The sequence below is a fragment of the Streptomyces sp. NPDC002403 genome (genome assembly GCF_053593015.1).
This window is the reverse complement of record NZ_JBSFBQ010000016.1, coordinates 145,328-172,060: the sequence shown is the minus strand read 5'-3', so window position 1 is coordinate 172,060 and position 26,733 is coordinate 145,328. Positions and strand designations below refer to the sequence as shown.

Here is a 26,733-nt window from a genome sequence, read left to right as displayed (position 1 = left end):
ACCGAGGCTCCCCACCGCGCCGGAGCTCCCGGCCGTCCTCGCGGCCGTGCCCCCGACCTCAAGAAGCAGCGGTTCCTCCACTGCTTCGACGTGCCCGGGAGGGGATGGCCTTCGTCGCCCGGCACCCGGTGCTGCGTGCCGGGCTCTGCTGCGCGATGACGATCAACTTCTTCACCTTTGTCGCAGGCGGCGGGCTGATGGTCCTGTTCGCCAGCCGCGTCCTGGAACTGTCCGCGGGAGTCATCGGACTGGCTCTGGGTGCCGGTTCGACCGGCGCCTTCCTCGGTGCCGTCCTCGCCCCGCGGATCTCGCGACGTATCGGTGTGGGGCGCAGCATCGTTGTGGGAGCCGTGCTGTTTCCGGCGCCCATCGCCATCGCAGCCGGCGCGGGAGGCCCGCTCTGGGCCCGCGCGGGAGCGCTGGCCGCGGCGGAGTTCCTCTCCGGGGTTGGCGTCATGCTCTTCGACGTCAACCTCAACTCCCTCCAGACCAGCGTGATCCCCGACGGCATGCGCAGCCGCGTGGCGGGCGCCTTCAGCACCATCAACTACGGCATACGTCCCATCGGGGCCGTTGTCGGCGGCCTGGTCGCCACCGCTTTCGGCCTACGGGAAACACTGCTCATCGGCGCCGCTGGTGGAACGCTGTCATTGCTCTGGCTACTGGCTTCGCCGATACCGCGCATCCATTCCCTGACTCCGGATGATGTGGCCACTCCAGGCGGCGACGGCGATCCGGACAACGGCAGAGCGTCACGACTGTCAGAGCTGTGACGCGCCCGCCGGGAGCGCCTGTCGCATGTGAACCCTCACCGGCCCGCTCACCGTCATCTACGGCCCCGAGGGGGCGGGCACCCTGTTCTTCCCCGTCCTCGGCATCGCCGGGCGGATCGAGCACACCCCGAAAAGGCATCCGCCCCGGGAATCAGCCGAGCAACGCGGTTGCTTCGACCTCGACGAGCACATCCGGCTCGAAGAGGTACTCGACGCCGATGAGGGAGGCCGGCGGCATGGGAAGCCGGAGCCCGATCTCATCGGCGACAGCCTCCACACCTGCCATGAAGTCGACGGTCTTCTCCGGGCTCCACCGGGTCACGTAGAACGTCAGGCGCAGCACGTCCGCGAACGACGCGCCCGCGCCCGCCAGCCCGACGGAGGTGTTGCGCAGCGCCTGGGCGACCTGCCCGGCCAGATCGCCGGGCGCGACCGGCGTCCCGTCGGCCCGGCGTGCGACCTGCCCACTGACGTGAACATGCTTCGTCCCGGTGCCCATGGCCACGTGGTGGTACGGGACCGGCTGCAGCATGCCCTCCGGCGTGAAGTGCTGAACTGTCATGGTTGCTTCCCCCTTCGAACCAGGTATCCATAAGCTACCTAGTAGAAGAAAGACACTTCAACGAGACCAGGTTTCGTCATGGATACCGACGATGGACTCCGCATCGACCGCCCGCACCGCGAACTGCTCGACCAGATCCTCGACAAGTGGTCGCTCAGCGTCCTCGATGAGCTCTGCGAACGCCCGTGCCGCTTCAACGAACTGCGCCGGGCCATCCCCCAGGTCACGCAGAAGTCGCTGACCGCGACGCTTCGACGACTCGAACGGAACGGCGTGATCGAGCGCGAGGTCGTCTCCACCCGCCCGGTGGCGGTCAGCTACCGGATCACACCACTCGGCAAGACCCTTCGGTCTCCGGTCGACGCGCTGCTGGCGTGGGCCTCGGAGAACATGCACGCCATCGCACGCGCACGCGAGGCCTTCGACACACGGGAAGACGAATCAGGCCTCTGATCCTTCCCCGCCTCGCCCCGGCGCCGGGGCGGGGAAAGCGGTGGGGAAGCACGGAACCACCACCCGGAGTCGGGTCGGCGGATCCGCGGGTTCACCATGATGAACCTTCAGTTTCCGTGCACTCGCGGGGTTCACGGACGCTGCACCCGAAGCTACGGCGAAGCGACAAGCAGTCCTCGGTGGTGGCCTTGGGCCTCGCCACTACGCCTCGCAGGTCGGGTCGTGCGCGGGGAGCCGCCCCGTGCGCAGGTAGGCGTTGACGCGCTCGTCGACGCAGGAGTTGCCGTACTCGCCGTACAGGCCGTGCTGGCGGGCACCCTTCACGGTGAGCAGCCGGGAGCCCGGCCACTGCTCACGCATGGCCTTGGCGCCGGCGTAGAGGGTGCGGGGGTCACCGGTGGCGTTGACGAGCAGGGCCGGGACGTCGTTGTCGAGCACGGTCGGCGCCTCGACGGGGCGGTCCCAGAACTCGCAGGGGGTGATGTTGTTGGCCAGCGGCCCGGCGAGGGGGGACCGCTCGCGGGACTCCTCGACCGCGCGCCAGTAGCTGTCGACGCCGCGCCACTCGGCCACGTCGCCGCAGATGATCGCGGTCATCTGGCTGGAGGAGGCCGAGCCCGTTCCGGTCAGCAGGAACTCCAGCTGACCGGCGAGTGCTGCGGACGGCTCGACCGGCTCCCGGTCCGCAGCACGCGCCAGGATGCGTACGGTCCCGGCCAGGTCGGCGCGCCGCTCGTCGAGGTCGCTGCCGAGGCCGCCGATGAAGACGGAGGGGAGCACGTGATCGTCCACCAGGTACGTCTCGCCGATCCGCAGCGGCTCCCGCGCAGCTGCGTCGAGGATGCGTTCCACCGTTGCCAGGACCTCGCCGCGTGTGGTGCCCAGCCCGTAGGTACCGTGCCGCGCCGCGGCCCACGACGCCCACGCGCGCAGGGCTGCCTCGTTGGCCGCCTCGGCGCCGTGGAGCAGGTTCTGGCTGTAGTACGCCGGGGAGTTGACTCCGTCGAGGACCATGCGGTCGGTGCGGCCGGGGAAGAGCTGGGTGTAGACCTCGCCGAGGTAACTGCCGTAGGAGTAGCCGAGGTAGGAGAGGGCGTTCTCGCCGAGGGCGGCGCGGATGACGTCCATGTCGCGGGCGGTGTTGCGGGTGGTGACGTACGGCAGCACGTCACCGTGGGCGCGTTCGCACCGCCCGGCCAGCTCGCGCGCGACGGCGACCTCCTGGCGGTATGCCGCCCGGTCGGCACCCGCGGAGCGGACGAGGGCGGATCCGAGGTCCCAGCCGCAGTCCAGCGGGGTGCTCCGGCCGACGAAACGGGGGTCCATGCCGATCAGGTCGTAGCGGTCGGCGACCTCTCCCATCACCTCCGACTTGGTCAGTGGCATGTGGAGACTGGGACCGGCCGGTCCCCCGTCGTTGAGCAGCAGCGGGCCGACGCGGTGGGCGGTGTCGGTGGCCTTCAGTCGGGATATGGCCACGGTGATGGTGCGACCGCCGGGTTCGGCGTAGTCGAGCGGCACGGTGATGTCGGCGCAGTCGGCTCCGGCGGCGTCCAGCGAATGGCCGAGCTCGTCGTCGGCGCCGAGGGCGCAGGCGTGCCAGTCGACGTGCTGGCTGTGGAAGCGGGCCAGCGGGTCCGGGGCGGTGGCGGCGGTGGCAGTAGTCGTCGCGGTGACGGCGAGCACCGCCGCGCACGCCGCGAAGGCCCTGATGTATCGGGAAGTTGACATGCCCGCACGCTAGGGCGGCGGGACACCTCGGCACACTCCGGGAAATCCCCGAAACCGGGTGGGGTTGTCCCCCGAGAATCCTCGGTCTGCCGGCCCCAGCCGTTTCACGGGTGGCCGCCCGTGCCTCACGCCGCGTCGCGGTATCGGGTAAGAAGTCCCCCGGAGCAGGCCGGGCTTGACGCACAGTCCGGCGCGGTTGCTGCTGGATCACTCCGTCTCCAGCACTCCCCCGAGGCCATTGCGTGACAATAGTGTGTGGCACACAGTATTGTGCCGTACGTGGGCACCGATGAACTGATCCTCAGCCAGGCCCAGGAGCTACGCCGCGGCACGGTCGTCCTGGCCTGTCTGGCGCTCCTGGAGGAGCCGCAGTACGGCTACGCACTCCTGGAGACGCTCGGCGACGCCGGGATCGCCGTCGACGGCAACACCCTCTATCCGCTGCTGCGCCGCCTGGAGAAACAGGGGTTGCTCAGCAGCGAGTGGAACACCGACGAGTCCAGACCGCGCAAGTTCTACCGGGTCAGCCCCGAGGGCGCCCTGGTCCGCACCGGACTGCTGCGCGAATGGCAGGAACTCGGCGCCTCCATATCGCGACTGACCAAGGGGGACCGTTGAGCAAGTTGCATGCGTCCGGCACCGGCACGCTGACCGACCGCTACGTGGTGGAGGTCGTCCGGCGCATCCCGCCCGACCAGCGCGGCGACGTGGCCGACGAACTGCGCGCCACCATCGCCGACACCGTCGAGGCCCGCGGCCCGGCCGCCCCGGAGACCTCCGAGCGCGAGGTGCTCACCGAGATGGGCGACCCGATCCGGCTCGCCGCCCGGTACGCGGACCGGCCGCTCGCACTGATCGGGCCCGGCCTCTACCCGACGTACGTACGGCTCCTCACGGTCCTGCTGTCCACCGTGCTGCCGGTGGTCACCGCCCTGAGCGCGGCACTCGACATCCTGGACGGAAAAGGGGTCGGCGAGGTGATCGGCGGGGCCGTCGGGGCTGTGCTCACCGTCGGCGCCCAGATGATCGCCTGGCTCACCGTGGTGTTCGCCCTGATCGAGCGGTCCGGCAAGCGGCCCGGCGCGGCCGGCGGGACCTGGACCCCCGACGACCTGCCCGACCGCGGCGCGCCGAAGGAGCGCAGCGCGGCAGCCTACGTCCGGGTGGCCTGGCACGCGTTGCTGATCGCCCTGATCGTCTGGCAGCACACCGCGCAGCCGTACCGCACCGACGGCGGCACACGCCTCGACGTCCTCGACCCGGGCCTGTGGTCGGGGTGGATCTGGCCGATCCTGGCCGGGCTCGCCGGCCTCGTGACACTCGACGCGATCCGGGCGGTGCGGGTGTGGACGCGGACGTCGGCAACCTGGAGCATCGCCGCCGAGGCGGCCTTCGCACTGCCGCTCGCGTGGGTCCTGCACCGGCAGGACCTGTTCAACCCGGCCTTCCTCTCCGACGCCAACGGAGGCTGGCAGGCCCCGCAGTCCCTCTACACCGTGGCGGCGGTGGGGGTCCTCGCGGTCAGCGCGCGTGAGGTGGTGAAGCGGTTCCGCGAGGCGCGGAACTGAGCCCGGCGGTCCACCGGTCCCGAAGACCGCGGGATGAGCTGCTGACGGTGGCGAGGGCCGCCCCGCGCGACTCCAGCGCCGCGCACCGGGCCCGCGAACAGCGTGTGGCCGCTGTGGATCTGTGGCACAAGGGCGCTGGAAGCGTGGCGGAATGGTGACATCAAGGCCCCAGGGTTGAGCCTGTGGACACGACGAACCGGTTCCGGACCGTGCGCCTGGGCTTCCTGTGGCGCTTCTCGGGCGTAGGCCCCGGATGCCTTCTGGGCCTCCTGTCAGCGGTCGCGCTCGGCGCGGGCGGCGCGGTGAATCGGCTGGGCGTCGGCCCCAGCCTGCTGATCGCCGCCGCGGTCGTCCTCGTCGTCGCTCTGCCCGCGCCCCTCAGCTTCTGGGTGCGCGCCGACAGCGAGGGCCTCACCCTCTCCAGGGCACTGCTGCGCCGGCGCTACCGCTGGCACGACATCGCGGGCCTGGACATGGCCTTCGGCGAGGACCCGGATTCGGACGCAGCCCGCCTCACGATGCGGCTGCGCCTGACCACGACCCCCACCACCGGCCGCGGACCGCTCGTCGGCGTCCTCGGTCTCGCCCCCGGCCATCAACTGCGGGGCACCGAACCGCGCCGACTCGCGGACCTGCTCACCCTCCTCGCCGCCCATGGAGTCCCCCTCTCCGAGCCGGGCTTCGCCGACCGCGTCCTGGCCGCCCACGGCCTCCCCCCGCTCGCTGCCGGTCCGGACCCGATCGACTGACCCGCCCCGCGTCTCTTCCGGGGACCGTTCGTCGTGGTGGAGTCGGCGTCGGGGCGGCCGGCCTGTACCGGCCGGCCGCACAGGTCCGGCGACTCGTCACACGTCAGTCGACAGGCCTCTGGAAAGCGGCCGGTTCTGCGGTGAGCAGCGCGGTGATCTCCTGGGCCAGCTCCGGGCCGAGTTCGCCCCAGCCGTCCTTGTAGCCGTAGACGCTCGCCAGGGTGCGGGCGTCGTAGTCGCCGTTCATGATCTCGATGTCGGTGGTGGTGATGAGTGCCGGGTGGGCGACACCGACAGCTCCCGAGACCTTCAGCAACTCCTTGCGCAGGGTGCGCAGATAGACAGCGGCCCGGGTGGCCTTCGAGGGCGCGTCGACGCCGCGCACCAGCCACGGGTTCTGGGTGGCGATGCCGGTGGGGCACTTGTCGGTGTGGCATTTCTGCGCCTGGATGCAGCCGATGGACAGCATTGCCTCGCGGGCGACGTTGATCATGTCGACACCCAGGGCGAAGGCGACGGCGGCGTTCTCGGGCAGGCCGAGCTTGCCGGAGCCGATGAAGGTGAGGTCGTCGGTCAGACCCCGCTCGGCGAATGTGCTGTAGACGCGGGAAAAGCCCATCCGGAACGGCAGCGACACCGAGTCGGTGAAGATCAGGGGAGCCGCACCGGTGCCGCCCTCGCCTCCGTCGATGGTCACGAAGTCGACCCCGCGATCACCACGGGACATCAGCATGGCAAGCTCCTGCCAGAAGCTCATCTCCCCCACAGCGCTCTTGATCCCGACCGGCAGACCGGTCTCGGTCGCGAGCAGTTCCACGAAGTCGAGCATCGAGTCGACGTCGTGGAACGCGGTGTGCCGAGACGGGGAGGCACAGTCCTTGCCTGCCGGGATGCCACGGATCCCGGCGATCTCGGGGGTCACCTTCGCGCCCGGCAGCATCCCGCCGAGCCCCGGCTTGGCGCCCTGGGAGAGCTTGATCTCTATCGCCTTGACCGGGGCGCTCGCGACCACTTCCTTGAGCTTGTCGAGGTTGAAGGTGCCGTCCTCGTTGCGGCAGCCGAAGTACGACGTACCGATCTGGAGGACGAGGTCGCCGCCGTTGCGGTGGTACTGCGAGAGGCCGCCCTCGCCCGTGTTCTGCATCGCGCCGGCCAGCGCCGCGCCCTTGTTGAGCGCCGTGACGGCCGCACCGGACAGCGATCCGAAGCTCATCGCCGAGATGTTCACGACGCTCGCCGGCCGGAACGCCTTGGCGCGCCCGCGCGGGCCGCCCAGCACCTTGGCCGAGGGCAGCGGGGCCTGCGGGTCGCGCAGATCGGGCAGCGTGCCTGCGAACGTCCGCTGCTTCACGTACGCGTGCCCTTGCACGTGCTCGACGTCCACGTCGGTCCCGAACCCGAAGTAGTTGTTCTCCTCCTTCGCCGACGCGTAGATCCAGGTGCGCTGGTCACGGCTGAACGGGCGCTCTTCCTCGTTGGACGTCACGACGTACTGGCGCAGTTCCGGCCCGATCGTCTCCAGCAGGTACCGGGCGTGCCCGATCACGGGGAAGTTTCTGAGCAGCGCGTGCTTCTTCTGGACGAGGTCGCGGGCAGCCACCAGTGCCAATGCCGTTGCGGCGGCCGTGCCGATGCTCCGAGCGCGCATGAACGTTCCTCTCCTCGGTTGCTCGATACCCGACTCCGTCGATGTGCGGCGGACGTCGTGGGCGCCCGGCGGCGGACACCGGCAGGCGGGCATCGGCGTCCGACGACGAAACGCCACATGATGTTAGAGGTCTCGTGGCCGGGCGGACGGGGCAGGGTGCGTGAGGCCGGCCGCACGGCCGGCATCTCCCTCGGCGCGGGCACCGGCGGCGTGCCGACGGAGCGGACGACTGTGGAGTCGAGCCAGATGTCCCGGTCGATGGCGCCCCGCCGCATCTGCTGTGGCCCGGGCATGCGAGGCAATCATGTGATCGGTGGCCCGACCTCGTCAGGCAGGCTGAGGAGGTACCGGTCGGTTCGGTTGCCATCCGCCTCCAGTAGCTGTTTGTCATAGGTGAAACCCGACCGTCGCGCGACCGCTGCCGGCAGGGAGTTCTCCGGATCGACCCGGATCACTCCTTGAGTCGCTCCTTCGGCTGTGGCGTACTGGCAGATCAGGCGGACAGCACGGGTCACCAGTCCCTGACCTCGCCAGGCCGGGTAGAGCGCGTAGGAGATGTTGACTTGCCCGGGAGCCAAGCCCGCCACATCGGATGTCAGGTCGATGTACCCGGCCAAGGCTAACCGGATACGGATCCCGAACGCACGCAACGGTCCGCATGCGGCCCATTGCTCGATGCAGTGGCTGAAGTACGCCTCGGTGCCGGCCCGGGTCGCCGGTTCGCCGCTGCGCCACCGGACCAGGAGCTCGTCGTCGCCCGCCAGGTGCGCGTCGACATCGTCCAGGCGCAGAGGAGACAGGGCTACAACCCCGTCCGAAAGGTTCACATCATGCATGCCGCGACCATCGGCGCTGTGACAGCGAACCTTCAAGCACGTACGGAACACACACCGGGGCAGTCCGCGACTCGTGCATGATGATCGGAGGCGACACGGGTTCCGGGAGGGTGCGTGGACGAGGGCGACGGTGTGGAGCTGATCCGCCTGATCGACCCGGCCAGCAGTGTCCGGCTGCGCGTGCTGGGGCGGAACAGGCCCGGGGACACGCCGTACAACGACTACCTTGATGCCGAGCTCGTCATCATCAGCGCCTTTGCCGACGGGCGTCTCGGGCTGTGCTTGTCGCCCGAAGCCATGGACGACTGGGCAACGGCATTGGACGAGCTGTGCGACGGGCGGGACATCCGCTGGACCGCCAGGGGCGACACCGAGATCCGGATCGAGATCGACAGGCACTTCTCGGTGCCCCGTCCCATCGTCACCGTGGACGACAGTGGCGAGTCGGGTGTCTCGGTACGCGTCGTCCTGGATCCGGGGGACGGCTGGGACAGCGAGCTTCGTGAGCAGCTCGACCGGGTCCGCCAGGCGTGGCCCAACGAGGTGGTGGCAACGCCGAGGCCGAGGAACTACTGGCAGTGAGTTCAGGCGGCGCCGGCGGTCGGCACCGCGCCCCGGCGCGAGTAGCGGCGGGCTTCTCGGCTGCGGGCTGTTTCCGGGGATCTCCGCCTGTTCCGGCGGCTCACATGTTGATCATGTGCCCGGCCAGGCCGTGGACGGCTTCCTTGACGGCCTCGCCCAGGGTCGGGTGGGCGTGCACGTTGCGGGCGACTTCGTGCACGGTGAGATCCCATTGTTGGGCCAGGGTCAGCTCCGGCAGCAGTTCGGTGACGTCCGGACCGATCAGGTGGCCGCCGATGAGCTCGCCGTGCGTGGCATCGCTGATGAGTTTGACGAAGCCCGTGGTGTCGCCGAGGCCGTGGGACTTGCCGTTCGCGGTGAACGGGAACTTGGCGACCTTGACGTCGTGGCCGAGGTCGCGGGCCTGGGCCTCGGTGTAGCCGAAGCTGGCGATCTGGGGCCGGCAGTAGGTGGCCCGGGGGATCATCGCATAGTCGAGTTCCATGGTCTCGGCGGCGGCGATCGTCTCGGCGGCGACGACGCCCATGGCCTCGGCAGCGTGCGCGAGCATCAGCTTGGCGGTGACGTCGCCGATGGCGTAGAGGTGCGGGACGGAAGTGCGGCAGCGGCTGTCGATGTCGATCGCGCCGCGCCCGGTGAGCGCCACGCCCGTGCTCTCCAGGCCGTAGCCGGTGATGTTGGGGGCGAAGCCGATGGCCTGGAGGACCTTGTCGGTTTCGAGGATCTGTGGTGCACCGTCCTTGCCCGTGACGGTGACCCGGACCCGGGGGCCGGACTCGTCGATGGCGTCGACCCGGGTGGAGGTGAGGACTTCGATGCCCAGCTTGCGGTACTGGCGGGCCAGTTCGGCCGAGACCTCGGCGTCCTCAAGGGGTGCCATGCGATCGAGGAACTCGACGACTGTGACCTCTACGCCGTAGTTGTGCAGCACGTAGGCGAACTCGATGCCGATGGCTCCGGCGCCCGCGATGATGATCGACTGCGGGAGGTCGTCGGCGAGGATCTGTTCCTCGTACGTCACCACGCGCGCGCTGCGTTTCGTACCGGGCAGCAGCTTGGGGGTGGCGCCGGTGGCGATGATGCAGTGCTCGAAGCCGATGGTCCGGGTATTGCCGTCGTAGCCGGTGACCTGGAGGGAATGGGGATCGAGGAAAGTGCCGCGGCCGTCCAGTTCGGTGATCTCGTTCTTCTTCATCAGGTAGTGGACGCCCTTCACCCGGCCGTCGGCGACCTTGCGGCTGCGGCGGAATGCATCGCCGTAGTCGAAGGAGACCTCGCCGTCGACCTTGATGCCGAAGGCCGCAGCCTCCCGGGTGAAGATATGGGCGAGTTCCGCGTTGCGCAGCAGGGCTTTGGTGGGGATGCAGCCCACGTTCAGGCAGACGCCGCCCCAGTATTTCTCCTCGACGACGGCGACGCTCCGGCCCAGCTGGGCGGCGCGAATGGCTGCGACGTAGCCGCCGGGACCGGCGCCGAGTACGACGACATCGAATCGGTCGTCCTGCTCGGTCATGAATTCTTCCTCTTTCATCTCATCTGCCGTTCCGTGAGGCCTTTGGGGTCAGGTGGCGCATTTGGTGATGAAGTCGGCAATGGTGTCATGCATCCGCGTCGGTCCCGGGTCTTCGAGTAGGTGGTGTCCGGCGTTGTTCAGCCTGACGGTCCCGGCCGGGACCGTCGTGGTCCGCCCACCCCGGGGACTTCGAGGATCGGCTGATCACCCCACGTGCCCTGTCACCCCGTTCATGGACCCTGCTGTCCATTTCCGGAGATCGCCTCGTCCGGCACCTGACCCCATACGGACCGCCCCGCTTGTGTGGCCCCCACACATCCCCTCCCCGGTCGCCCCTTCCCTAGCGTGTGCGTCGCATCGGCATCGTGGCCAAGGAGGCAGGAACATGCGGTACAGACGGAGTGCTGGGCGCCGGTGGCGGCTGCTGCCCGCCCTGCTCCTGGCAGTGGTGGCCGGGCTGCCGGCCACCGGCGCAAGCGCCGCGGCCGCCGGACAACCCGCGTATCTCACACTTGAGGCGAGCTACGGAGCGGGCACCGTCACCAACGGCTGGGAGCGTGTCGACCGCTATCTCGACACCACCAGCGGCTTCCGCGCCGAGGGCTATCCCTCGGACGGCCGCGGCGACCAGGACGGCAAGCGAGTCACCTACTTCGGTGGTGTCTCCCGTCCTTCCTCGGACCGCTTCCTCCTCTACTCCGCCCCCGGCTGGGACACCGGAGCCCGCACCACACCCGTCCTCCTCGTCCACGGCGCGAACGACACCGCGGACCGTGCCTGGGCCAACCCCGGCGAATCGGGCGGATACGGCTGCGGAACCCTGTCCTGCCCGTCCACCGGGCTGATGCAGTCCCTGTCCGCGAGCGGCCACCGCGTCTTCGCCGTCGGCTTCGCGCACAAGCAGGGCGACAACCTGATGCAGGCGCAGATCGTCGGCGACGCCATCGCCGTCATCAAGGCGAAGCTGGGCGTGAGCAAGGTCGACCTGGTCGGCTGGAGCAAGGGAGAGATGTCGACCCGCGCGTATGTGTCGTCCGTGAAGCCGAGCTGGGGGCGGGCATACGCCGACGACGTACGGAAGCTGATCACGCTCGGCGGTCCGAACGGCGGCTACGACTACCCTTACGCCCACGGCTGGGCCCACGACTTCTCCATCTGGCCCGAGTGCGGTGGAAAGATCAACGCCCCCTCCCCGCACTCCCGCATGACCTGCTACGGCCAGTACACCGCGCACCCCGAGTTCTCGATGACGCCCTCCGGCGGATACGACAACTATCCCGGCCAGCGCCAGATGCTGGCACGCTGGGACGGCACGTACGGAGTCGACGGCGCCGCACAGGACTGGTACACGACCTACTACGGCGGCCAGGGCTTCTACACCGCGGGCAGCGGCATCCAGGCCGCCATCGACGCCGGATCGCTGATCGCACCGCTGCACAGCGCCGGAGTACCCGCCTCCGTCACCACCTATCTGCTGGCCGGCGGCTCCCCCGACGTGGTCGGCATCTTCAACGAGAACCGCGGCCCCAGCGACGGCGTCGTCTTCGTCTCCAGTGCGCTCGACACCACCGGCATCCCCACGGTCGGCGGCAAAGCCACCATCGCGACCGCCAACCACCTCGAACTGGGCTGGCACAGCGCGGCCACCTCCCAGGTCGCCACCTGGCTCTCCTGAAGGACCTGACATGGCCTCACTCCGCACCCGACGCGTCTCCACCGGCCGGCTGACCGTCCAGATCCTCGATGTCCGGGACGAGGGCGAACCGGTCGTCTTCGTCCACGGCAACGTCTCCTCCTCCGTCTTCTGGCGCACCGCCCTGCTCGCCCTCCCCCAGCGCTACCGCCCCATCGCCGTGGACCTGCGCGGCTTCGGCGGCACGGACCCGCTGCCCATCGACGCGACACGCGGACTGCTCGACCACACCGACGATCTCGCCGCGCTGCTCACCGCCCTCGGAGTCGACCGGGCGCACCTGGTGGGCTGGTCCATGGGCGGAGGGGTGGTCATGCAGTACCTGCGGGACCACCCGGCCGCGGTGCGCTCACTGACCCTGGTCAGCCCCGTCTCCCCGTACGGCTTCGGCGGTACGGGCGGGCCGGAGGGCACCCTCAACTCCCCCGACGGGGCCGGCTCGGGCGGCGGCACGGCCAACCCCGGGTTCGTCCAGCTGCTCGCCAAGGGCGACCGCGGCGAGGACTCGCCGCTCTCGCCGCGCTCCGTCCTGGCGACCTGCTACGTCAAGCCGCCGATGCGACCCGAGCACGAGGACGAGTACGTCGAGTCGATGCTCACCACACGGACCGGTGACGACCACTACCCGGGCGACAGCGCTCCGTCCTCCGCCTGGCCGGGAACCGCACCAGGTACCCGAGGAGTGCTCAACTGCCTTGCACCGACGTACTTCCGCATCGGCGACCTGCACCTGATCGACCCCAAGCCACCGGTGTTGTGGATACGCGGCGAGGACGACGTCATCGTCTCCGACACCTCGATGTTCGACCTGGCACACCTGGGCGCGATCGGCGCGGTGCCGGGCTGGGACGGGACCCCCGCCCAGCCGATGGTGGCGCAGACCCGTCATGTCCTGGACCGGTACGCGGCGGCCGGCGGCTCGGTACGCGAGGTCGCCGTTCCCGGAGCGGGGCATTCGGTGCACCTGGAACGCCCCGAGGAGTTCGGCGCGGCACTGTTGGGGATCCTGTCCGCATAACGGTGCGCACCAGGCGTCCGGGAGCCGTCCGAAGCGGACCGTGGACGGGGCACCGTGGCGGCGTCGAGTGCACACTCGGCACCTGAATCGCACACCCGGCACCCCGGGGATGTCCGGGCCGCCCGGCGCCGTCACCAACCCGGTCACCGCCCTCCCCCGCCTCCCTCCGGGCTGTGCCCGTGCGGGAGGCGGGTTCGCGTAGGTACTGGTGATCATCCCTGCGACAGGGACTGTCAGTCGTCGGCGATCTGCAGGGCCAGCGCGAAGTGTTCACCGTTCGTCCCTGCCAGCAGGCTGTCGAACAGTGGGGTGAGCCCGTTCACGGCGCCGCAGCCGATGTCGTGGTTGGTCCACCAACTGGCCTCCGGTCCCAGCAGGGACACCACCCGGTCCGCCGCACGCCCGGCGGCCTCGGCGGGCAGGTGCCGGTGGCTCGGCCAGACCAGGTCGACAGCCGCGACCCGGGCCAGGAACGAGGCGGCACCATGCGTCTCCACCGGCTCCAGCGCCGCACAGATCTCCGGGACGGACGGCGGGGTGTATCCGGGCAGGAAGCGCCGCCAGGGCTCGTCCACCGCGACCGCGGTCAGCAGCGCACGGATCCGGGCCGCCAGCTCCGGCAAGTCGGGTTCCGGGTCGGTGAACCGCCCGGCCCCCACGTACACCCGCATCGGCGTGGACAGCTCCGCCATGCCCGCTTCCAGCTCCGCCAAGCCCCCCGAAGACGCCACAGCAGGATTCTGTCGTACGCCCCGCCCGGTCCTCGACCCGCCTCCGGGCCGGCCGGTGTCATCTGCCTGGTCCACGCGGTGGGCGTGTCGAAGGCACACCCCACGTAGCCTCTCTTCCGTGCCAGCCTCACGCCTGTATCGCGTCGCCGTCCTTGTGCTCGAAGGCGCGAAGCCGCTCGATGTCGGAATTCCCGCGCAGGTCTTCGCGACCCGCGCGAGCATGCCGTACGAGGTACGGGTGTGCGGACGGGCACCCGGCCTCGTGACCGGCGGCGACGGCCTGTCGTACGGCGTCGCCCACGGCCTCGACGCGCTCGAGTGGGCCGACATCGTCTTCGTCCCGGGCTACCGGTTCCCGGACCGCGACGATCCCCCGCAGGCCGTCCTCGACGCACTGATCGCCGCCCATGCCCGGGGCGCCCGGCTCGCCGCCATCTCGACGGGCGCCTTCGCACTCGCCGCCACGGGACTGCTCGACGGCAGGCGCGCCACGACGCACTGGCACTACACGCGGGCGCTGATGGCACGGCATCCGCTCGTTCAGGTCGACGAGAACGTCCTGTTCGTCGACGAGGGCAGCGTGCTGACGTCGGCGGGCGCCGCCTCGGGCATCGACCTGTGCCTGCACATCCTGCGCGGCGACCTCGGAGTGGCCGCGTCGAACCATGCGGCCCGGCGCCTCGTCGCGGCCCCCTACCGCAGCGGCGGTCAGGCGCAGTACGTGCCACGCAGCGTGCCCGAGCCACTCGGCGAGCGGTTCGCCGCCACGCGCGAGTGGGCGCTCCACCGGCTCGGCGAGCCCCTCACCCTCGAAGCGCTCGCCCGGCACGCCGCGGTGTCACCGCGCACGTTCTCGCGGCGTTTCGCCGAGGACACGGGATACACGCCGATGCAATGGATCATGCGTGCCCGCGTCGACCTGGCCCGCGAACTGCTCGAACGGTCGGAGCGTGGCGTCGAGCAGATCGCCACCGATGTCGGTCTCGGCACCGGTGCCAATCTGCGCCTGCACTTCCAGCGGATCCTCGGCACGACGCCGAGCGAGTACCGGCGCACCTTCACCCGGGGCGAGTAGCCCGCTGCCACGTGGCGAGATCCTTTTGGACCGTGGCGATCATGCCGCTGTCGCGGGCGGGCGCGCCACGCGAGATTGATGGCGAACGAAGGGACACCATTCATGACTCGCATCGCCATCAACGGATTCGGCCGCATCGGACGCAACGTGTTCCGGGCACTGCTCGAGCGCGACACCGACCTCGATGTCGTCGCCGTCAACGACCTCACGGAGCCCGCCACCCTCGCGCGGCTGCTCTCCTACGACACGACGGCCGGCCGGCTCGGTCGCCCGGTGACCGTCGACGGGGACACTCTCGTCGTGGACGGCCGTCGCGTCACGGTGCTCGCCGGGCGCGAGCCGGCGCAGCTGCCGTGGGCCGAGCTCGGCGTGGACATCGTGCTCGAGGCGACCGGCCGCTTCACGTCGGCCGAGGCCGCCCGCGGCCACCTCGACGCGGGCGCGAAGAAGGTGCTCGTCAGTGCTCCGTCGGACGGCGCCGACGTCACCCTCGCGTTCGGGGTCAACACGGACGCGTACGAACCGGACCTGCATACCGTCGTCTCGAACGCCTCGTGCACGACCAACGCCCTGGCTCCGCTCGCCGCGGTCCTCGACGACCTCGCCGGCATCGAGCACGGCTTCATGACGACGGTGCACGCCTACACGCAGGAGCAGAACCTGCAGGACGGTCCGCACCGTGACGCCCGCCGGGCCCGTGCCGCCGCTGTCAACATCGTGCCGACCACGACGGGCGCCGCCAAGGCGATCGGCCTCGTGCTGCCGAACCTCGACGGCAAGCTGTCGGGGGACTCGATCCGCGTGCCGGTTCCGGTGGGCTCGATCGTCGAACTCAACACGACTGTCGCCCGCGACGTGACGCGCGACGAGATCCTGGCCGCATACCGCCTCGCAGCGGAGGGGCCGCTCGCCGGCGTACTCGAGTACTCGGACGATCCGCTCGTGTCGTCCGACATCACGGGCAATCCGGCCTCGTCGATCTTCGACTCGGCCCTGACCCGCGTGGACGGGCGCCACGTCAAGGTGGTCGCCTGGTACGACAACGAGTGGGGCTTCTCGAACCGCGTGATCGATACGCTCAAGCTCCTCGCCACCCGCTGACCCGCCGTCGGGGCGGCACCCCACCTCCTGTGAGCGCTCCAGCCGGCGCTCGGGACGTGCCCGGGTGCCGCCACCGACCCGGCGACGCCGAAAACCGCAAGCCGTTCGGTCACGGCCCAGGCAGGATGCCCTGTGTGAACCATGTCCTGTGCGGGCTGGCTGCCAATGCCGCCCTGCCGTCCGAGCTGGTCGACCGGCTGATCGCGGTCGCGGACGTTGACATCGCCGCGGAACTCTCCGGTCGGGCGGACCTCAGCCGTGCGCAGGCGGTCGCGCTTGCGTCGCGCGTCGAGGAGAGTGCGGCACAGCTTGCGTACCAAGGCCGGCTGACCACTGCCGATGTCGATCCCTCGGCACAGCCGGTGGCGGCCAACCCGGAAGCGGCTCCGGCACTGCTGGAGGCCCTGACCCGGCACGAACCCCCGGCACGGAAAGCGTTCCGCGAGGTCGCCCGGCACCGCCATGCGACAGGACCGGCACTGCGCAACTGCTTGGCCGACAAGCAGGCGCGGCCCCTGGCCGCCCGCCATCCGGCCCTTCCGCCGCACGTCATCACGGAGCTGCTCACCGACCCGGACGGGCAGGTGGCGGAAGCCGCAGCCGCCAACCCGTCGCTGCCGCTCGCCGTGATGTCGGACCTGGTGCCCCGGCCGTGACCGGTCTGCCCGTCGGCTGAAACGCTCGGCCCGGCCGGTCGAAGCACTCGGTCACAGCCAGGCGCCGCCGTGTCCGCTTCCCAGGTGTGTCCGAGTTCGCGATGGTGCGGCGAGCCGGTTCACTGCTCGTCGTCGAGGCCCTGGACGTCGACAGGCTGTGTTCCGTCGAAGGTCACGAGCATTCCGTAGGGGTCCGCCAGCCGGAACCTGCTCTCGGCGAAGCGGAACGCCCAGGTCTGGTCCGCCCACACGGTCGCCTCGGGAACTGCCAGTGGCAACTCCGGAAGGTCCAGCCAGCTCAGTTCCTCGGCGCTGAGTTCGAAGTGTGGTTCGCGGAGCCGGATGCGGCAGTACTCCAGGGCCTGTTCGACGAAGGCGTCGAAACGGCTCACGACGTCGTGGGCGAGTCGGAGGGTGGACTCTTCCGGAGGGGCGGCCGGCTCGATCACCAGACTCACCCCGGCCCGGTCCGTGCCGGCCGGCCTCGGGAAGCAGCCGGACCAGCAGGCCAGCGACGGAGGACTCTCCGTCCGCCTCAACGCAAGCCCGGCGACATGCAAGGTCGCGGGCAGTCCCGCTTCGTCGCCGGGCTCTTCGACACCCGAGCCGTTCGATGGCGCGCCGATTTCGGACATTGACTCAGCCTAGGCCAAACCCGGCCACGAAGTCGGCCGGCAGAGCGGCTCAGCCGGGCAGCGCGACGGTGAGGTCCACCTCGACCAACTGCCCTGTGAAGCCGAGCTGTGCGACACCCAGGAGCGTACTCGCGGATGCGAGGGCCGGCCCGAGGGCCGAGCTGTTGAGCCGGCGCCATGCGGTGGTCAGGACATCCGTGTCGTCGCTCCGTACGTAGATCACCGAACGCACCACGTGCTCCGGCCGGGCATGCACCGCTCCCAGGACCGCGAGCGCGTTCACGACGACCTGATCGACCTGCAGTTCGACGGAGTCCGGGCCGACGAGTGACCCGTCCCGGTCGAGCGGGCACTGACCCGCCAGGTAGGCCGTCCGGCCGGTCTCCACCACGGTGACGTGGTGGTAGCCGGGCGTCTGGTGCAACTGGTCGGGGCTGATGCGGGTGATCCTCGCTGTCATGACCGCAAGTCTGGTCGGCATGACGCCGACGCGCATCGCGCTTTGCCTCTCCTCAGGCCCTGTGGATGCGGTCGACGCGCTCCCGGCCGGTGCCCGGGCCACCGCCTACCCCATCAGCGGGTTCGACGTCCCCTTCGGGAACACCTGCACGAAGGGGACGATCACCTGGTACGCCCGGTCGGTCCGCGTGCAGGGCGAGCACAGGTCGGTCGACTCGGCGAGTTGCCGGGCGACCGGGGCGTACGCTCTCGGCGCCGACGACAAGGAACTGGGAGTCGACCACAGCCCTTACCCCGTATGCGGCCAGAGCGGCAACTTCGGCTTCATCGTGTCGGCGGACGTTCCTGGCAAAGCCTCGGTCGTGCGGGTCTGCCTCGACGGGGGAGCCACGAAGGTCCTGGCGTGCAAGCGCCACGGGCGCCCCTGATCCCCGGCACGCTCCTGGTGCGACGGGAACGTGCCCCTGCCCGCTCGTGCCGCTGGCCCAGCGCTCCGCGTCGTACCTCGTCGGTGTCGACCCGTGGCCGGGAGGCAACCTGGTGCGATTCGCCGTCGTCCTCAACGGCGGGTCGTCTCTAGGAGGTTCTTCGGTGGGTAGGCACGCCGGCATCGTCACAGCACTGCCGGAACTGCTCGGGCACCACGCCCGACGCCTCGGGGACAAGGTCTGTTTCGAGGACCGGCTCAGGCGGGTGACCTACCGGGAGCTGGAACGCAGGACCGCACGGCTGGCCGGTCACCTGGCCGGCCTCGGCGTGGCGCGCGGTGACCGGGTGGCCGTCCTGCTCGGCAACCGGGTCGAGGCGGTCGAGAGCCTGCTCGCCGTCACCCGGGCGAGCGGTGTGGGCGTGCCTCTGGATCCCGGGAACTCGGAGGAGGAACTGACCCGCCTGCTGGACGACAGCGGGGCACGGGTGCTCATCACCGACGACGCCTGCCTGACGCGGCGGCGAACGCTGCCGCTGCGCCCCGGGCTGACCGTGGTGGTGGCCGAGGGCGGCGCCGAGGACGAGGCCGGGGACCGGTCCGCCGGGAGCCCGGGCGAGGCCGCGAACGGGGTCCTGCGGTTCGAGGCGTTGGCGGGTACGGAGCCGCGGACGCCGGCCCGGGACGATCTCGGACTGGACGAAGTGGCCTGGCTGCTCTACACCTCGGGCTCCTCCGGTGCGCCCAAGGGCGTCCTGTCCACCCAGCGCAACCGGCTCTCGCCGGTCGCGGCGGGCCTGGCCGGTGTCCTGGGCCTGTCCGAACGGGACCGTGTGCTGTGGCCGTTGCCGCTCCATCACGCGATGAGCCAGATCGTGTGTTTCCTGGGGGTGACCGCGGTGGGGGCGAGCGCGGTGCTGCTGCCCCGGTTCTCGGTGGCGGGGGTGCTCGGCGAACTGCGCCGCGAGGACGCCTCGTTCACCTTGCTCGGCGGGGTGCCGACCACGTATTCGGCGCTGCTCGACGCGGTCCGGGGCGAGGAGGGCGGTGCGGGTGGCGGTGGTCTCGGCGGTCCCGCGCTGAGGGGTTGTGTCAGTGGTGGCGCGGCGGCCGGGCCCGGGTTCCACGAGTCCTTCGGGGCGATCTGCAAGGTGCCCTATCTGGAGCACTACGGCAGCACGGAGGCGGGCCCGGTCACCATGCCGTCTCCGGGCGGGGCGACGGCGTCGGGGGCGTGCGGCCGGGTGCTGCCCGGCGTCCGGGTCCGGGTCGGCGGTGGGCCCGACGGCCGGGACACGGGCGAGGGCGAGCTGTGGGTCAGCGGGCCCGGGGTGATGGCCGGATACCACGGCAGGCCGGAGGCCACCGCGGAGGTCCTGCGCGACGGCTGGTTCCGCACGGGCGACCTGGCCAGGATCGACGCCTCCGGTGGACTGGCGATCACCGGCCGGGCGAGTGATCTGATCATCCGGGGCGGGGTGAACATCCATCCTTCGGAAGTGGAGGCGGTCCTGCGGCGGTTGCCGGGGGTCGCGGACGCCGCCGTGGCCGGACGCCCGCACCCCGTCTTCGGCGAGGTCCCGGCCGGCTACCTCGTCGCCGAGCCGGGCGCCGTACTGGACAGGGGGCGCATCCTCGCCGCCTGCCGTGCGGAACTGTCCGGCTTCAAGGTGCCCGCTGAACTGTTCGAGGTGGAGGACATTCCCCGTACCGCCTCCGGGAAGACCCTGCGGCGGGAGCTCGCCGGCCTGCCGGCCCGGGCGCTGCGCGCGGAGGCCGCCGGGAAGCCGTCGGAGGACCTGCTGGCCCTGGTGCGGGGCGAGGTGGCGGCCGTGCTCGGCTGTACGGCCGAGGCGGTGGAGCCGAGCACGGCGCTGCGGGACCTGGGCATGGACTCCCTGACGGCGACGGTGCTGCGGGAGCGCTTGTCGGCGGTGACCGGTCTGCCGCTCTCCGAGGCGGTCGCCTTCGACTTCCCCACGGCCGCGGCGCTCGCCGCCCACCTCGGGGAACGGAACGCCGCCGCGCCGGCCGGCGTCCGGCCCGTGGAGCGGAGTGCGGTCCGGCCGGACGACGATCCCGTGGTGATCGTGGGGATGGCCTGCCGCTATCCCGGAGAGGTGACCTCTCCCGAGGAGCTGTGGCGGCTGGTGGCCGACGGGAGGGACGCCATCGGTCCCTTCCCCACCGACCGGGGCTGGGACGTCCAGGCGCTGTACGACCCGGACCCCGGGCGGTCCGGACGGACGTATGTGCGCGAGGGGGGTTTCCTCTCCGGTGCGGACCGTTTCGACCCCGCCTTCTTCGGTATCTCGCCCCGCGAGGCGCTGGCCATGGACCCGCAGCACCGGCTGCTGCTCGAAGTGGCGTGGGAGGCCTGCGAGTACGCCGGTCTCGTCCCCGGCGCTCTGCACGGCTCGGCGACCGGGGTGTACGTCGGGCTGATGTACAGCGACTACGCGCGCGGCCTGGCAAGGACGCCGGAGCATGTCGAGGGGTACCTCGGCCTCGGCAACGCCGGAAGCGTCGCCTCGGGCCGTATCGCGTACGCCTTCGGTCTCGAAGGCCCGGCCCTCACCGTGGACACGGCATGTTCCTCGTCCCTGGTGGCCCTGCATCTGGCGGCCCAGGCGCTGCGCCGGGGCGAGTGTGCCTTCGCGTTGGCCGGTGGCGCCACGGTGATGTCGGGGCCCACGTCGTTCGTGGAGTTCAGCCGCCAGCGGGCGCTGGCGCCGGACGGCCGCTGCAAGGCGTTCGGTGCGTCCGCCGACGGGACGGGGTGGGCCGAGGGTGCCGGCATGCTGCTGCTGAGCCGGTTGTCCGAGGCGCGCCGCGCCGGGCTTCCGGTACTGGCCGTGGTGCGCGGCTCGGCGGTGAACCAGGACGGGGCGAGCAACGGGCTGACCGCACCGCACGGGCCGGCGCAGCAGCGGGTGATCCGGCAGGCGCTCACGGACGCGGGGCTGGCTCCCGGGGACGTCGACGCCGTGGAGGCGCACGGCACCGGTACCCGGCTGGGCGATGTCATCGAGGCGGAGGCGTTCTTCGCGACGTACGGGCGGCAGGAGCGGCAGCGTCCCCTCCGGTTGGGCTCGGTGAAGTCGAACATCGGGCACACCCAGGCCGCTGCCGGAGTGGCCGGTGTGATCAAGATGGTGCAGGCGATGCGGCATGGTGTGCTGCCGCGTACGTTGCACGCCGACGAGCCGACGCCCCGGGTCGACTGGTCTTCGGGGCGGATCGCGTTGCTGACCCGGCCGGAGGGGTGGCCCGCGACAAATCGTCCGCGCCGCGCGGGGGTGTCGTCGTTCGGGATCAGTGGCACCAACGCCCATGTGGTGCTCGAAGAGGCTCCGGCCGACGGGGAGGCCGTACGGCCGGGCTTCCCGGCGGACGGCGGGGCGGCGCAGGGCGCCGTCGGGTCCGGGGTGGAGCCGGAGTGTGCGGCGCGTCCCGGGCGGGCCGCGGTGGCTCTTCCGGTGTCGGCGAGGAGCGTGCCGGGGCTGCGGGCCCAGGCGCAACGACTGTACGACCATGTGGCCGCCGCTCCTGACACGTCCCTGGTGGACATCGGGTACTCGCTCGCCACCACGCGTGCGGCCCTGGAGCACCGGGCCGTGGTGGTGGCCCGCGACCGTGCCGAACTGCTCGGCTCCCTGCGGGCCGTGGCGGAGGGCGGCGGCCGGTCCGGAGTGCACACGGGCACCTCCCGCCACCACGGCTCGCCGGCCTTTCTCTTCACCGGTCAGGGAAGTCAGCGTGTCGGCATGGGCCGTGAGCTGTACGAGTCGCGGGATCTGCATCCGGCCTTCGCCGGTGCGCTGGACGAGTGCTGTGCCCTGCTCGACCCGCTGCTGCCGGTGCCGCTGCGGGACGTCATGTTCGCCGGGCCCGGTACGGAGACGGGCGCGCTGCTGGATACGACCCGGTTCGCGCAGCCGGCGCTCTTCGCCCTGGAGACGGCGTTGTTCCGGCAGTTCGAGGCGTGGGGAGTAGGTCCCGCCCTGGTGGCCGGGCACTCGGTGGGCGAGGTGGCGGCGGCGCATGTCGCCGGGGTGCTGTCCCTCGCGGACGCGTGCACGTTGGTGGCGGCCCGGGGCCGGCTGATGGACGCGCTGCCACCGGGCGGCGCGATGGCGTCCGTGGCCGCCGGTGCGGACGAGGTGGCTGCCCGCCTTTCCGGGACCGGGGGTGCGGTGGAGATCGCCGCGGTCAACGGACCTGCCTCGGTGGTTGTCTCCGGCGACGAGCCGGCGGTGCGGGAGGTGGCCGCTTACTTCCGGGAGCGGGGCCGTTCGGTGACGCCTCTGCGGGTCGGTCATGCCTTCCATTCCGCTCGGATGGAGCCCGCGCTGGCCGAGTTCGCGGACGTGGTCCGGCGGCTTTCCTTCGCCGCGCCGCGGCTGCCTCTGATCACCGCTGTGGCGGGCCGGGCGGCCACCGTCGAGGAGGTCTGCACGCCGGAGTTCTGGGTGGACCATGTCCGCCGTCCGGTCCGCTTCGCCGATTCGGTGGCGTACCTGGGTGAGCAGGGCGCGGCACAGTACGTCGAACTGGGGCCGGACGGGGTGCTCACCGGCCTGGTACGCGATTGCCTCGCCGTGCCCGGGCCGGAGTCGGACGGCCCGGACACGGGTGAGGCGGGCGGTGGCGAGCGGGGCCCGGTCCCGCTGGTTCTGCCGACGCTGCGCGGGAAGCGGCCGGAGGCGGACGCCCTGCTCGACACGCTGGCCACGTTGCACGCCCATGGCGTCCCCGTAGACTGGCGGGCTGTCTTCACCGGGTGCGGCGGGCGGCGCGTCGCTCTGCCCACGTACGCCTTCCAGCGCCGCCGGTACTGGCTGGCGGCAGACCCGGAGCAGCCGCCCGTGTCACCGACGGCCGGGCCCGCCCATCCCTTCCTGCGGTCGGGCACCCGCACGGCCGACGACGACGGGCTGCTGCTGAGCGGGTTGCTCTCGGTGCGGGAACAGCCGTGGCTCGCCGACCATGTGGTGGCCGGGGAGGTCCTGCTGCCGGCCACCGCGTTCGTCGAAATGGCTCTCCACGCGGGCGGGCTGGCGGGTGCGGCCGTCCTGGACGAGCTCGTGCTGACCGCGCCGCTGCCGCTGCCCGTCGCCGGTTCCGTCGCCGTGCAGGTGAGGGTGGCGGGGGCGGACGAGTCGGGGCGGCGGACTGTGCTCTTCCACTCCCGGCCGCACACTCCGGCGGGTGACGGGCCCTGGGTCCGGAACGCCACCGGCACTCTTTCGCCGGCGCAGCCGCCCGCGCACCGGGAAGCGTCCGCGGGCGAGGCCGACGGCGCGCCCCGGCCGGACGGGCCCTGGCCGCCGGAGGCGGCGATGCCCCTGTATGCCGACGGCCCGGGGTCCGGACCGTACGAGCGACTGGCCGCCGACGGGCTGCGTTACGGCCCCGCCTTCCGGGGCATGAGCGCCGTCTGGAGGCACGGGGAAGAGCTGTACGCGGACGTCGCGCTTCCCGAAGCGGCCCGGGCTCCGCGGCGGGAGGCGGACGGCCCGGAGTTCGTCCTGCATCCCGCACTGCTCGACGCGGCGCTGCACGCCCTGGCCCTGGACGGCCTGGTCGCGGCAGCCGGCCCGGCGGACGGCGACCTGTCGCTGCCGTTCGCCTTCAGCGGGGTGCGTGTGCACACCGCTGGGGTGCGGCGCCTGCGGGTTCGGGTGGCCCCCGGCCCGGACGGTCGGGCCGGGGTGGAGCTGGCCGACGAGACGGGCTCACCGGTCGCGACGGTACGTGCGCTGGCGCTCCGGCCTCTTCCGCGTACCGGGGCGACGGCGGACGCCGTCACCGGTGCTCTCCACCGGACGGACTGGGTGGCGTCGGCCGGACCGTCCGCACCCGTGGTGATGCCGCGCTGGGGAGTCCTGGGCGAGACGGGCACACAGCTGGTGGATGCTCTGGCTCCGCCGGGTTCCGGCGTGCCGGTGTACCCCGGCCCGTCGGCGTGCGACGCGTCGTCGGCCGTCGTCGTGGCACCGTGCCCGCCGCCGGACACGACCGGAGGCGAACAGGATGACCAGGCTGCCGGTTTGCTGCGGGCAGCTGACCGGGCGCTGAGGCTCGTACAGGAGTGGCTCGCCGAGCCGCGGCTGTCCCGCTCGCGTCTCGTCCTCGTGACGTCCGGTGCCGTCGCCCCGGCCTATGACGGACTTCCTGGGGATGGTGCCGGTCGCGGGAGTGACGGCCGGTCCGGCGGGACGGCGCCCGTGCCGTCGCACACGCCGGTGTGGGGACTGGTCCGCTCGGCACTGCGGGAGAATCCGGGCCGCTTCGCCCTGATCGACGTGGACGAGCACCCCGACTCCTGGAGTGCCCTGCTCTCCCTGCTGGCCTCTCCGGTGCCGGAGGCGGCCGTACGCCGGGGGACGGTGTACGTGCCGAAGCTGGTGCCGCTGGCCGAGTCGGCGCCGAAGCCACGGAAGAGGCGGACGCTCGACCCGGAGGGCACCGTCCTGGTCACCGGCGGCACCGGCTCCCTGGGGATGCTGGTGGCGCGGCACCTGGTCACCGCGCACGGCGTCCGGCATCTGCTGCTCGCCGGCCGGCGCGGGCCGGATGCTCCGGGGGCGCGGGAACTCGTCGCGGAGTTGCACGAGGCGGGCGCCCGGGCGACCGTTCACGCCTGTGACGTCGCCGACCGGACCGCGCTCGCGGCCCTGCTCGACTCGGTCCCGGCGGCCCACCCGCTGACCGGCGTCGTGCACACCGCGGGGGTGCTGGACGACGGGGTCGTCGCTGCGCTCACCACCGACCGGATGAGGCGGGTGATGCGCCCCAAGGCGGACGCCGCCCTCGCCCTGCACGAACTGACCCGGGGTCACGACCTGGCCGTGTTCGCGCTGTTCTCCTCGGTGGCGGGTACGTTCGGCTCCGCGGGCCAGGCCAATTACGCCGCGGCCAACTGTGTGCTGGATGCCCTGGCGCGGCACCGCGGGCGGCTCGGACTGCCCGGTACGTCGATCGTCTGGGGCCCCTGGCAGCAGAGCGACGGCATGATGGCGCACCTCGGCGACGCGGATCTGCGGCGAATGGCCCGTTCCGGGTTCGCCCCGCTCGGGCCTGAAGAGGGCCTGGCTCTCTTCGACGCGGCCGTGGCCGGTGACGAACCCGTGGTGGTGGCGGCCCGCTTGACCCCGGCCGCTCCCGGCGCCGGTGGGACGGCGGCGAACCGACTCCGTACTCCTGCCGGCGACGCCGTCGATGGCGACGACACGGGCACCCGGGGTGGAGACCGGCGCGGTCGGCCGTCGGCGGCTGCTTCCCCTGCCGAGACGCGCGCGATGCTCCTCGCCGAGGTCCGGAGCCTGGCGGCCCGCGTCCTGGGTCATCGGGAGGAGGCGGACGAGATCGACGAGGACGCCCTGCTGGCGGACCTGGGGCTGGATTCCCTGGCCGCGGTCGATCTGCGCAACGAGCTCGCGTCGTGGACGGGGCTCGCCCTGCCGTCCACGCTGCTGTTCGACTTCCCGACGCCGCGTGCGCTCGCCGCCGAGCTGACGCGGCGATATGCCGCCGGGGCGCCTTCCGCGGGTGCCGCGTCCGACGGCCGGGCACGGCCCGAGGCCGCCGGCTCTCCGGACTCCCCCGGCCGGCCGGCGCACGACGGTCCGGAAAGCGGCTTGGGGGCGGACGGTTCGCCGGACGCCCGGGGGCAGGTCGCCGAGGCACCGCATGCCGGGGAAGCCCCGGACTCCCTGGGCGCGCTCTTCCGTACCGCATGCGCCCGGGGCCGGAGCTGGGACGGCATGGTGCTCCTCACCGTCGCCGCGCGTCTCCGCCCGGTCTTCGACCGGCCCGGGGCGCCCGGTGCGACGCACGAACCCGTCATGCTCGCGGCGGGCGGTACGGGGCCCCGGCTGGTCTGCTTCCCCGCGCTCAGCGCACTGTCCGGACCGCAGGAGTACGCGCGCCTCGGTGCCGGGCTGCGAGGGCTGCGGCCGGTATCGGCGGTGCGGCACCCGGGGTTCGAACCCCAGGAGGCTCTGCCCGGCACGCTGGACGCTCTCGTCACCGCCGAGGCCGCGGCCGTCCGGACAGCCGCGGCCGAGGGCCCCCTGGTACTGCTGGGGCGGTCGGCCGGTGGCTGGGTGGCCCACGCCGTGGCCGAGCGTCTGGAGTCCGAGGGTGCGGACCCGGTGGCCGTCGTCCTGGTGGACACCTATCCCCCCGGTCACGGTGACCAGGAGCAGGCGCTCTCAGCGATGACGTCGGACATGCTGCGCCGGGCGGCGAAGTTCGCCTCTGCCAGCCCGGCCCGGCTCACCGCCATGGCAGGGTACTTCGAGCTCTTCCGTGACTGGAGGCCCGCACCGCTCGCCTGTCCCACCCTCTATGTGAGGGCCCGCGACCCGCTGCCCGACGCCGCCCCGGCCCCGGACTGGAACCGGCCGCACACCGAGATCACCGTGCCGGGGGACCACTTCACCATGCTGGAGGAGCACGCCCGTTCCACCGCACTCGCCGTCCACCAGTGGCTCGGCAGCCGGTTCTGAGGACACC

Annotated in this window: 20 protein-coding genes and 1 pseudogene; 13 read left to right on the top strand and 8 right to left on the bottom strand. The window is 71.6% G+C overall.

Translation table 11 applies throughout. The annotated features are described in order from the left end of the window. Positions 1–80: 80 nt before the first annotated feature. Positions 81–773: an MFS transporter gene (locus ACWCPY_RS20060; protein ID WP_451266717.1), complete on the top strand. Its 693-nt coding sequence runs from the start codon at positions 81–83 to the stop codon at positions 771–773. 151 nt (positions 774–924) lie between these two features. On the opposite strand, the gene ACWCPY_RS20055 is transcribed toward ACWCPY_RS20060, so the two are convergent. Next, positions 925–1,335, bottom strand: a complete 411-nt coding sequence (locus tag ACWCPY_RS20055) for a RidA family protein (protein WP_451266693.1) — start codon at positions 1,333–1,335, stop codon at positions 925–927. Positions 1,336–1,413: 78 nt separating this feature from the next. Between ACWCPY_RS20055 and ACWCPY_RS20050 the strand changes: the two genes are divergently transcribed. After that, the gene (locus tag ACWCPY_RS20050; RefSeq protein ID WP_451266691.1) at positions 1,414–1,788 is read left to right on the top strand and encodes a winged helix-turn-helix transcriptional regulator; all 375 of its coding nucleotides are present in this window, start codon (positions 1,414–1,416) and stop codon (positions 1,786–1,788) included. Between the two features lie 201 nt (positions 1,789–1,989). Here ACWCPY_RS20050 and ACWCPY_RS20045 read toward each other — a convergent pair whose 3' ends face one another. After that, positions 1,990–3,519, bottom strand: coding sequence for an alpha/beta hydrolase (locus ACWCPY_RS20045; RefSeq protein ID WP_451266689.1), 1,530 nt, complete (start codon positions 3,517–3,519; stop codon positions 1,990–1,992). Positions 3,520–3,798: 279 nt separating this feature from the next. On the opposite strand from ACWCPY_RS20045, the gene ACWCPY_RS20040 reads away from it, so the two are divergent. The 3 genes from ACWCPY_RS20040 (at position 3,799) to ACWCPY_RS20030 (ending at position 5,836) form a co-directional block, all read left to right on the top strand. Then, positions 3,799–4,137, top strand: a complete 339-nt coding sequence (locus ACWCPY_RS20040; RefSeq protein WP_362452847.1) for a PadR family transcriptional regulator — start codon at positions 3,799–3,801, stop codon at positions 4,135–4,137. Continuing rightward, positions 4,134–5,087: an HAAS signaling domain-containing protein gene (locus ACWCPY_RS20035; protein ID WP_451266687.1), complete on the top strand. Its 954-nt coding sequence runs from the start codon at positions 4,134–4,136 to the stop codon at positions 5,085–5,087. Before ACWCPY_RS20040 ends, ACWCPY_RS20035 begins: the two co-directional genes overlap by 4 nt. A 182-nt stretch (positions 5,088–5,269) precedes the next feature. Then, complete coding sequence (locus tag ACWCPY_RS20030; protein ID WP_451266685.1) at positions 5,270–5,836, top strand: hypothetical protein; 567 nt, start codon at positions 5,270–5,272, stop codon at positions 5,834–5,836. Positions 5,837–5,939: 103 nt separating this feature from the next. Here the strand turns inward: ACWCPY_RS20030 and ACWCPY_RS20025 are convergent, their stop codons facing one another. After that, positions 5,940–7,484 (bottom strand): FMN-binding glutamate synthase family protein, encoded by a 1,545-nt coding sequence (locus tag ACWCPY_RS20025; RefSeq protein ID WP_451266683.1) that lies wholly within the window; start codon positions 7,482–7,484, stop codon positions 5,940–5,942. Positions 7,485–7,786: 302 nt separating this feature from the next. Next, complete coding sequence (locus tag ACWCPY_RS20020; protein ID WP_451266682.1) at positions 7,787–8,320, bottom strand: GNAT family N-acetyltransferase; 534 nt, start codon at positions 8,318–8,320, stop codon at positions 7,787–7,789. A gap of 114 nt (positions 8,321–8,434) precedes the next feature. On the opposite strand from ACWCPY_RS20020, the gene ACWCPY_RS20015 reads away from it, so the two are divergent. Then, entirely contained in the window at positions 8,435–8,902 is a 468-nt protein-coding gene (locus tag ACWCPY_RS20015) for a DUF5959 family protein (protein WP_451266681.1), read from the top strand. Positions 8,903–9,002: 100 nt separating this feature from the next. Here the strand turns inward: ACWCPY_RS20015 and lpdA are convergent, their stop codons facing one another. Further along, positions 9,003–10,415, bottom strand: a complete 1,413-nt coding sequence (gene lpdA / locus ACWCPY_RS20010; protein ID WP_451266679.1) for a dihydrolipoyl dehydrogenase — start codon at positions 10,413–10,415, stop codon at positions 9,003–9,005. 385 nt (positions 10,416–10,800) lie between these two features. Here lpdA and ACWCPY_RS20005 point away from each other — a divergent pair, with 385 nt between their 5' ends. Continuing rightward, positions 10,801–12,090: an esterase/lipase family protein gene (locus tag ACWCPY_RS20005; RefSeq protein WP_451266677.1), complete on the top strand. Its 1,290-nt coding sequence runs from the start codon at positions 10,801–10,803 to the stop codon at positions 12,088–12,090. A gap of 10 nt (positions 12,091–12,100) precedes the next feature. Then, entirely contained in the window at positions 12,101–13,126 is a 1,026-nt protein-coding gene (locus ACWCPY_RS20000) for an alpha/beta fold hydrolase (protein WP_451266675.1), read from the top strand. Between the two features lie 233 nt (positions 13,127–13,359). Here the strand turns inward: ACWCPY_RS20000 and ACWCPY_RS19995 are convergent, their stop codons facing one another. Beyond that, on the bottom strand, positions 13,360–13,857 hold the full coding sequence (locus tag ACWCPY_RS19995; RefSeq protein WP_451266673.1) for a hypothetical protein: 498 nt from the start codon (positions 13,855–13,857) through the stop codon (positions 13,360–13,362). 118 nt (positions 13,858–13,975) lie between these two features. Here ACWCPY_RS19995 and ACWCPY_RS19990 point away from each other — a divergent pair, with 118 nt between their 5' ends. The 3 genes and pseudogenes from ACWCPY_RS19990 to ACWCPY_RS19980 all read left to right on the top strand — a co-directional run. Beyond that, on the top strand, positions 13,976–14,932 hold the full coding sequence (locus tag ACWCPY_RS19990; protein ID WP_451266671.1) for a GlxA family transcriptional regulator: 957 nt from the start codon (positions 13,976–13,978) through the stop codon (positions 14,930–14,932). Positions 14,933–15,034: 102 nt separating this feature from the next. Then, positions 15,035–16,033 (top strand): type I glyceraldehyde-3-phosphate dehydrogenase, encoded by a 999-nt coding sequence (gene gap / locus ACWCPY_RS19985; RefSeq protein WP_451266669.1) that lies wholly within the window; start codon positions 15,035–15,037, stop codon positions 16,031–16,033. A 362-nt stretch (positions 16,034–16,395) separates the two neighbouring features. Further along, positions 16,396–16,689, top strand: a pseudogene (locus ACWCPY_RS19980) (hypothetical protein); the annotation flags it as partial. A 119-nt stretch (positions 16,690–16,808) separates the two neighbouring features. Here the strand turns inward: ACWCPY_RS19980 and ACWCPY_RS19975 are convergent. After that, a complete protein-coding gene (locus ACWCPY_RS19975) occupies positions 16,809–17,324 on the bottom strand; it encodes a hypothetical protein (protein ID WP_451266667.1) in 516 nt (171 codons plus the stop codon). Positions 17,325–17,373: 49 nt separating this feature from the next. Continuing rightward, positions 17,374–17,784, bottom strand: coding sequence for a RidA family protein (locus ACWCPY_RS19970; RefSeq protein ID WP_451266665.1), 411 nt, complete (start codon positions 17,782–17,784; stop codon positions 17,374–17,376). Here ACWCPY_RS19970 and ACWCPY_RS19965 point away from each other — a divergent pair. Then, the gene (locus tag ACWCPY_RS19965; protein WP_451266663.1) at positions 17,783–18,211 is read left to right on the top strand and encodes a hypothetical protein; all 429 of its coding nucleotides are present in this window, start codon (positions 17,783–17,785) and stop codon (positions 18,209–18,211) included. The two genes, ACWCPY_RS19970 and ACWCPY_RS19965, sit on opposite strands and share 2 nt — an antisense overlap. 163 nt (positions 18,212–18,374) lie before the next feature. Beyond that, entirely contained in the window at positions 18,375–26,726 is an 8,352-nt protein-coding gene (locus ACWCPY_RS19960; protein ID WP_451266661.1) for a type I polyketide synthase, read from the top strand. Positions 26,727–26,733: the final 7 nt, after the last annotated feature.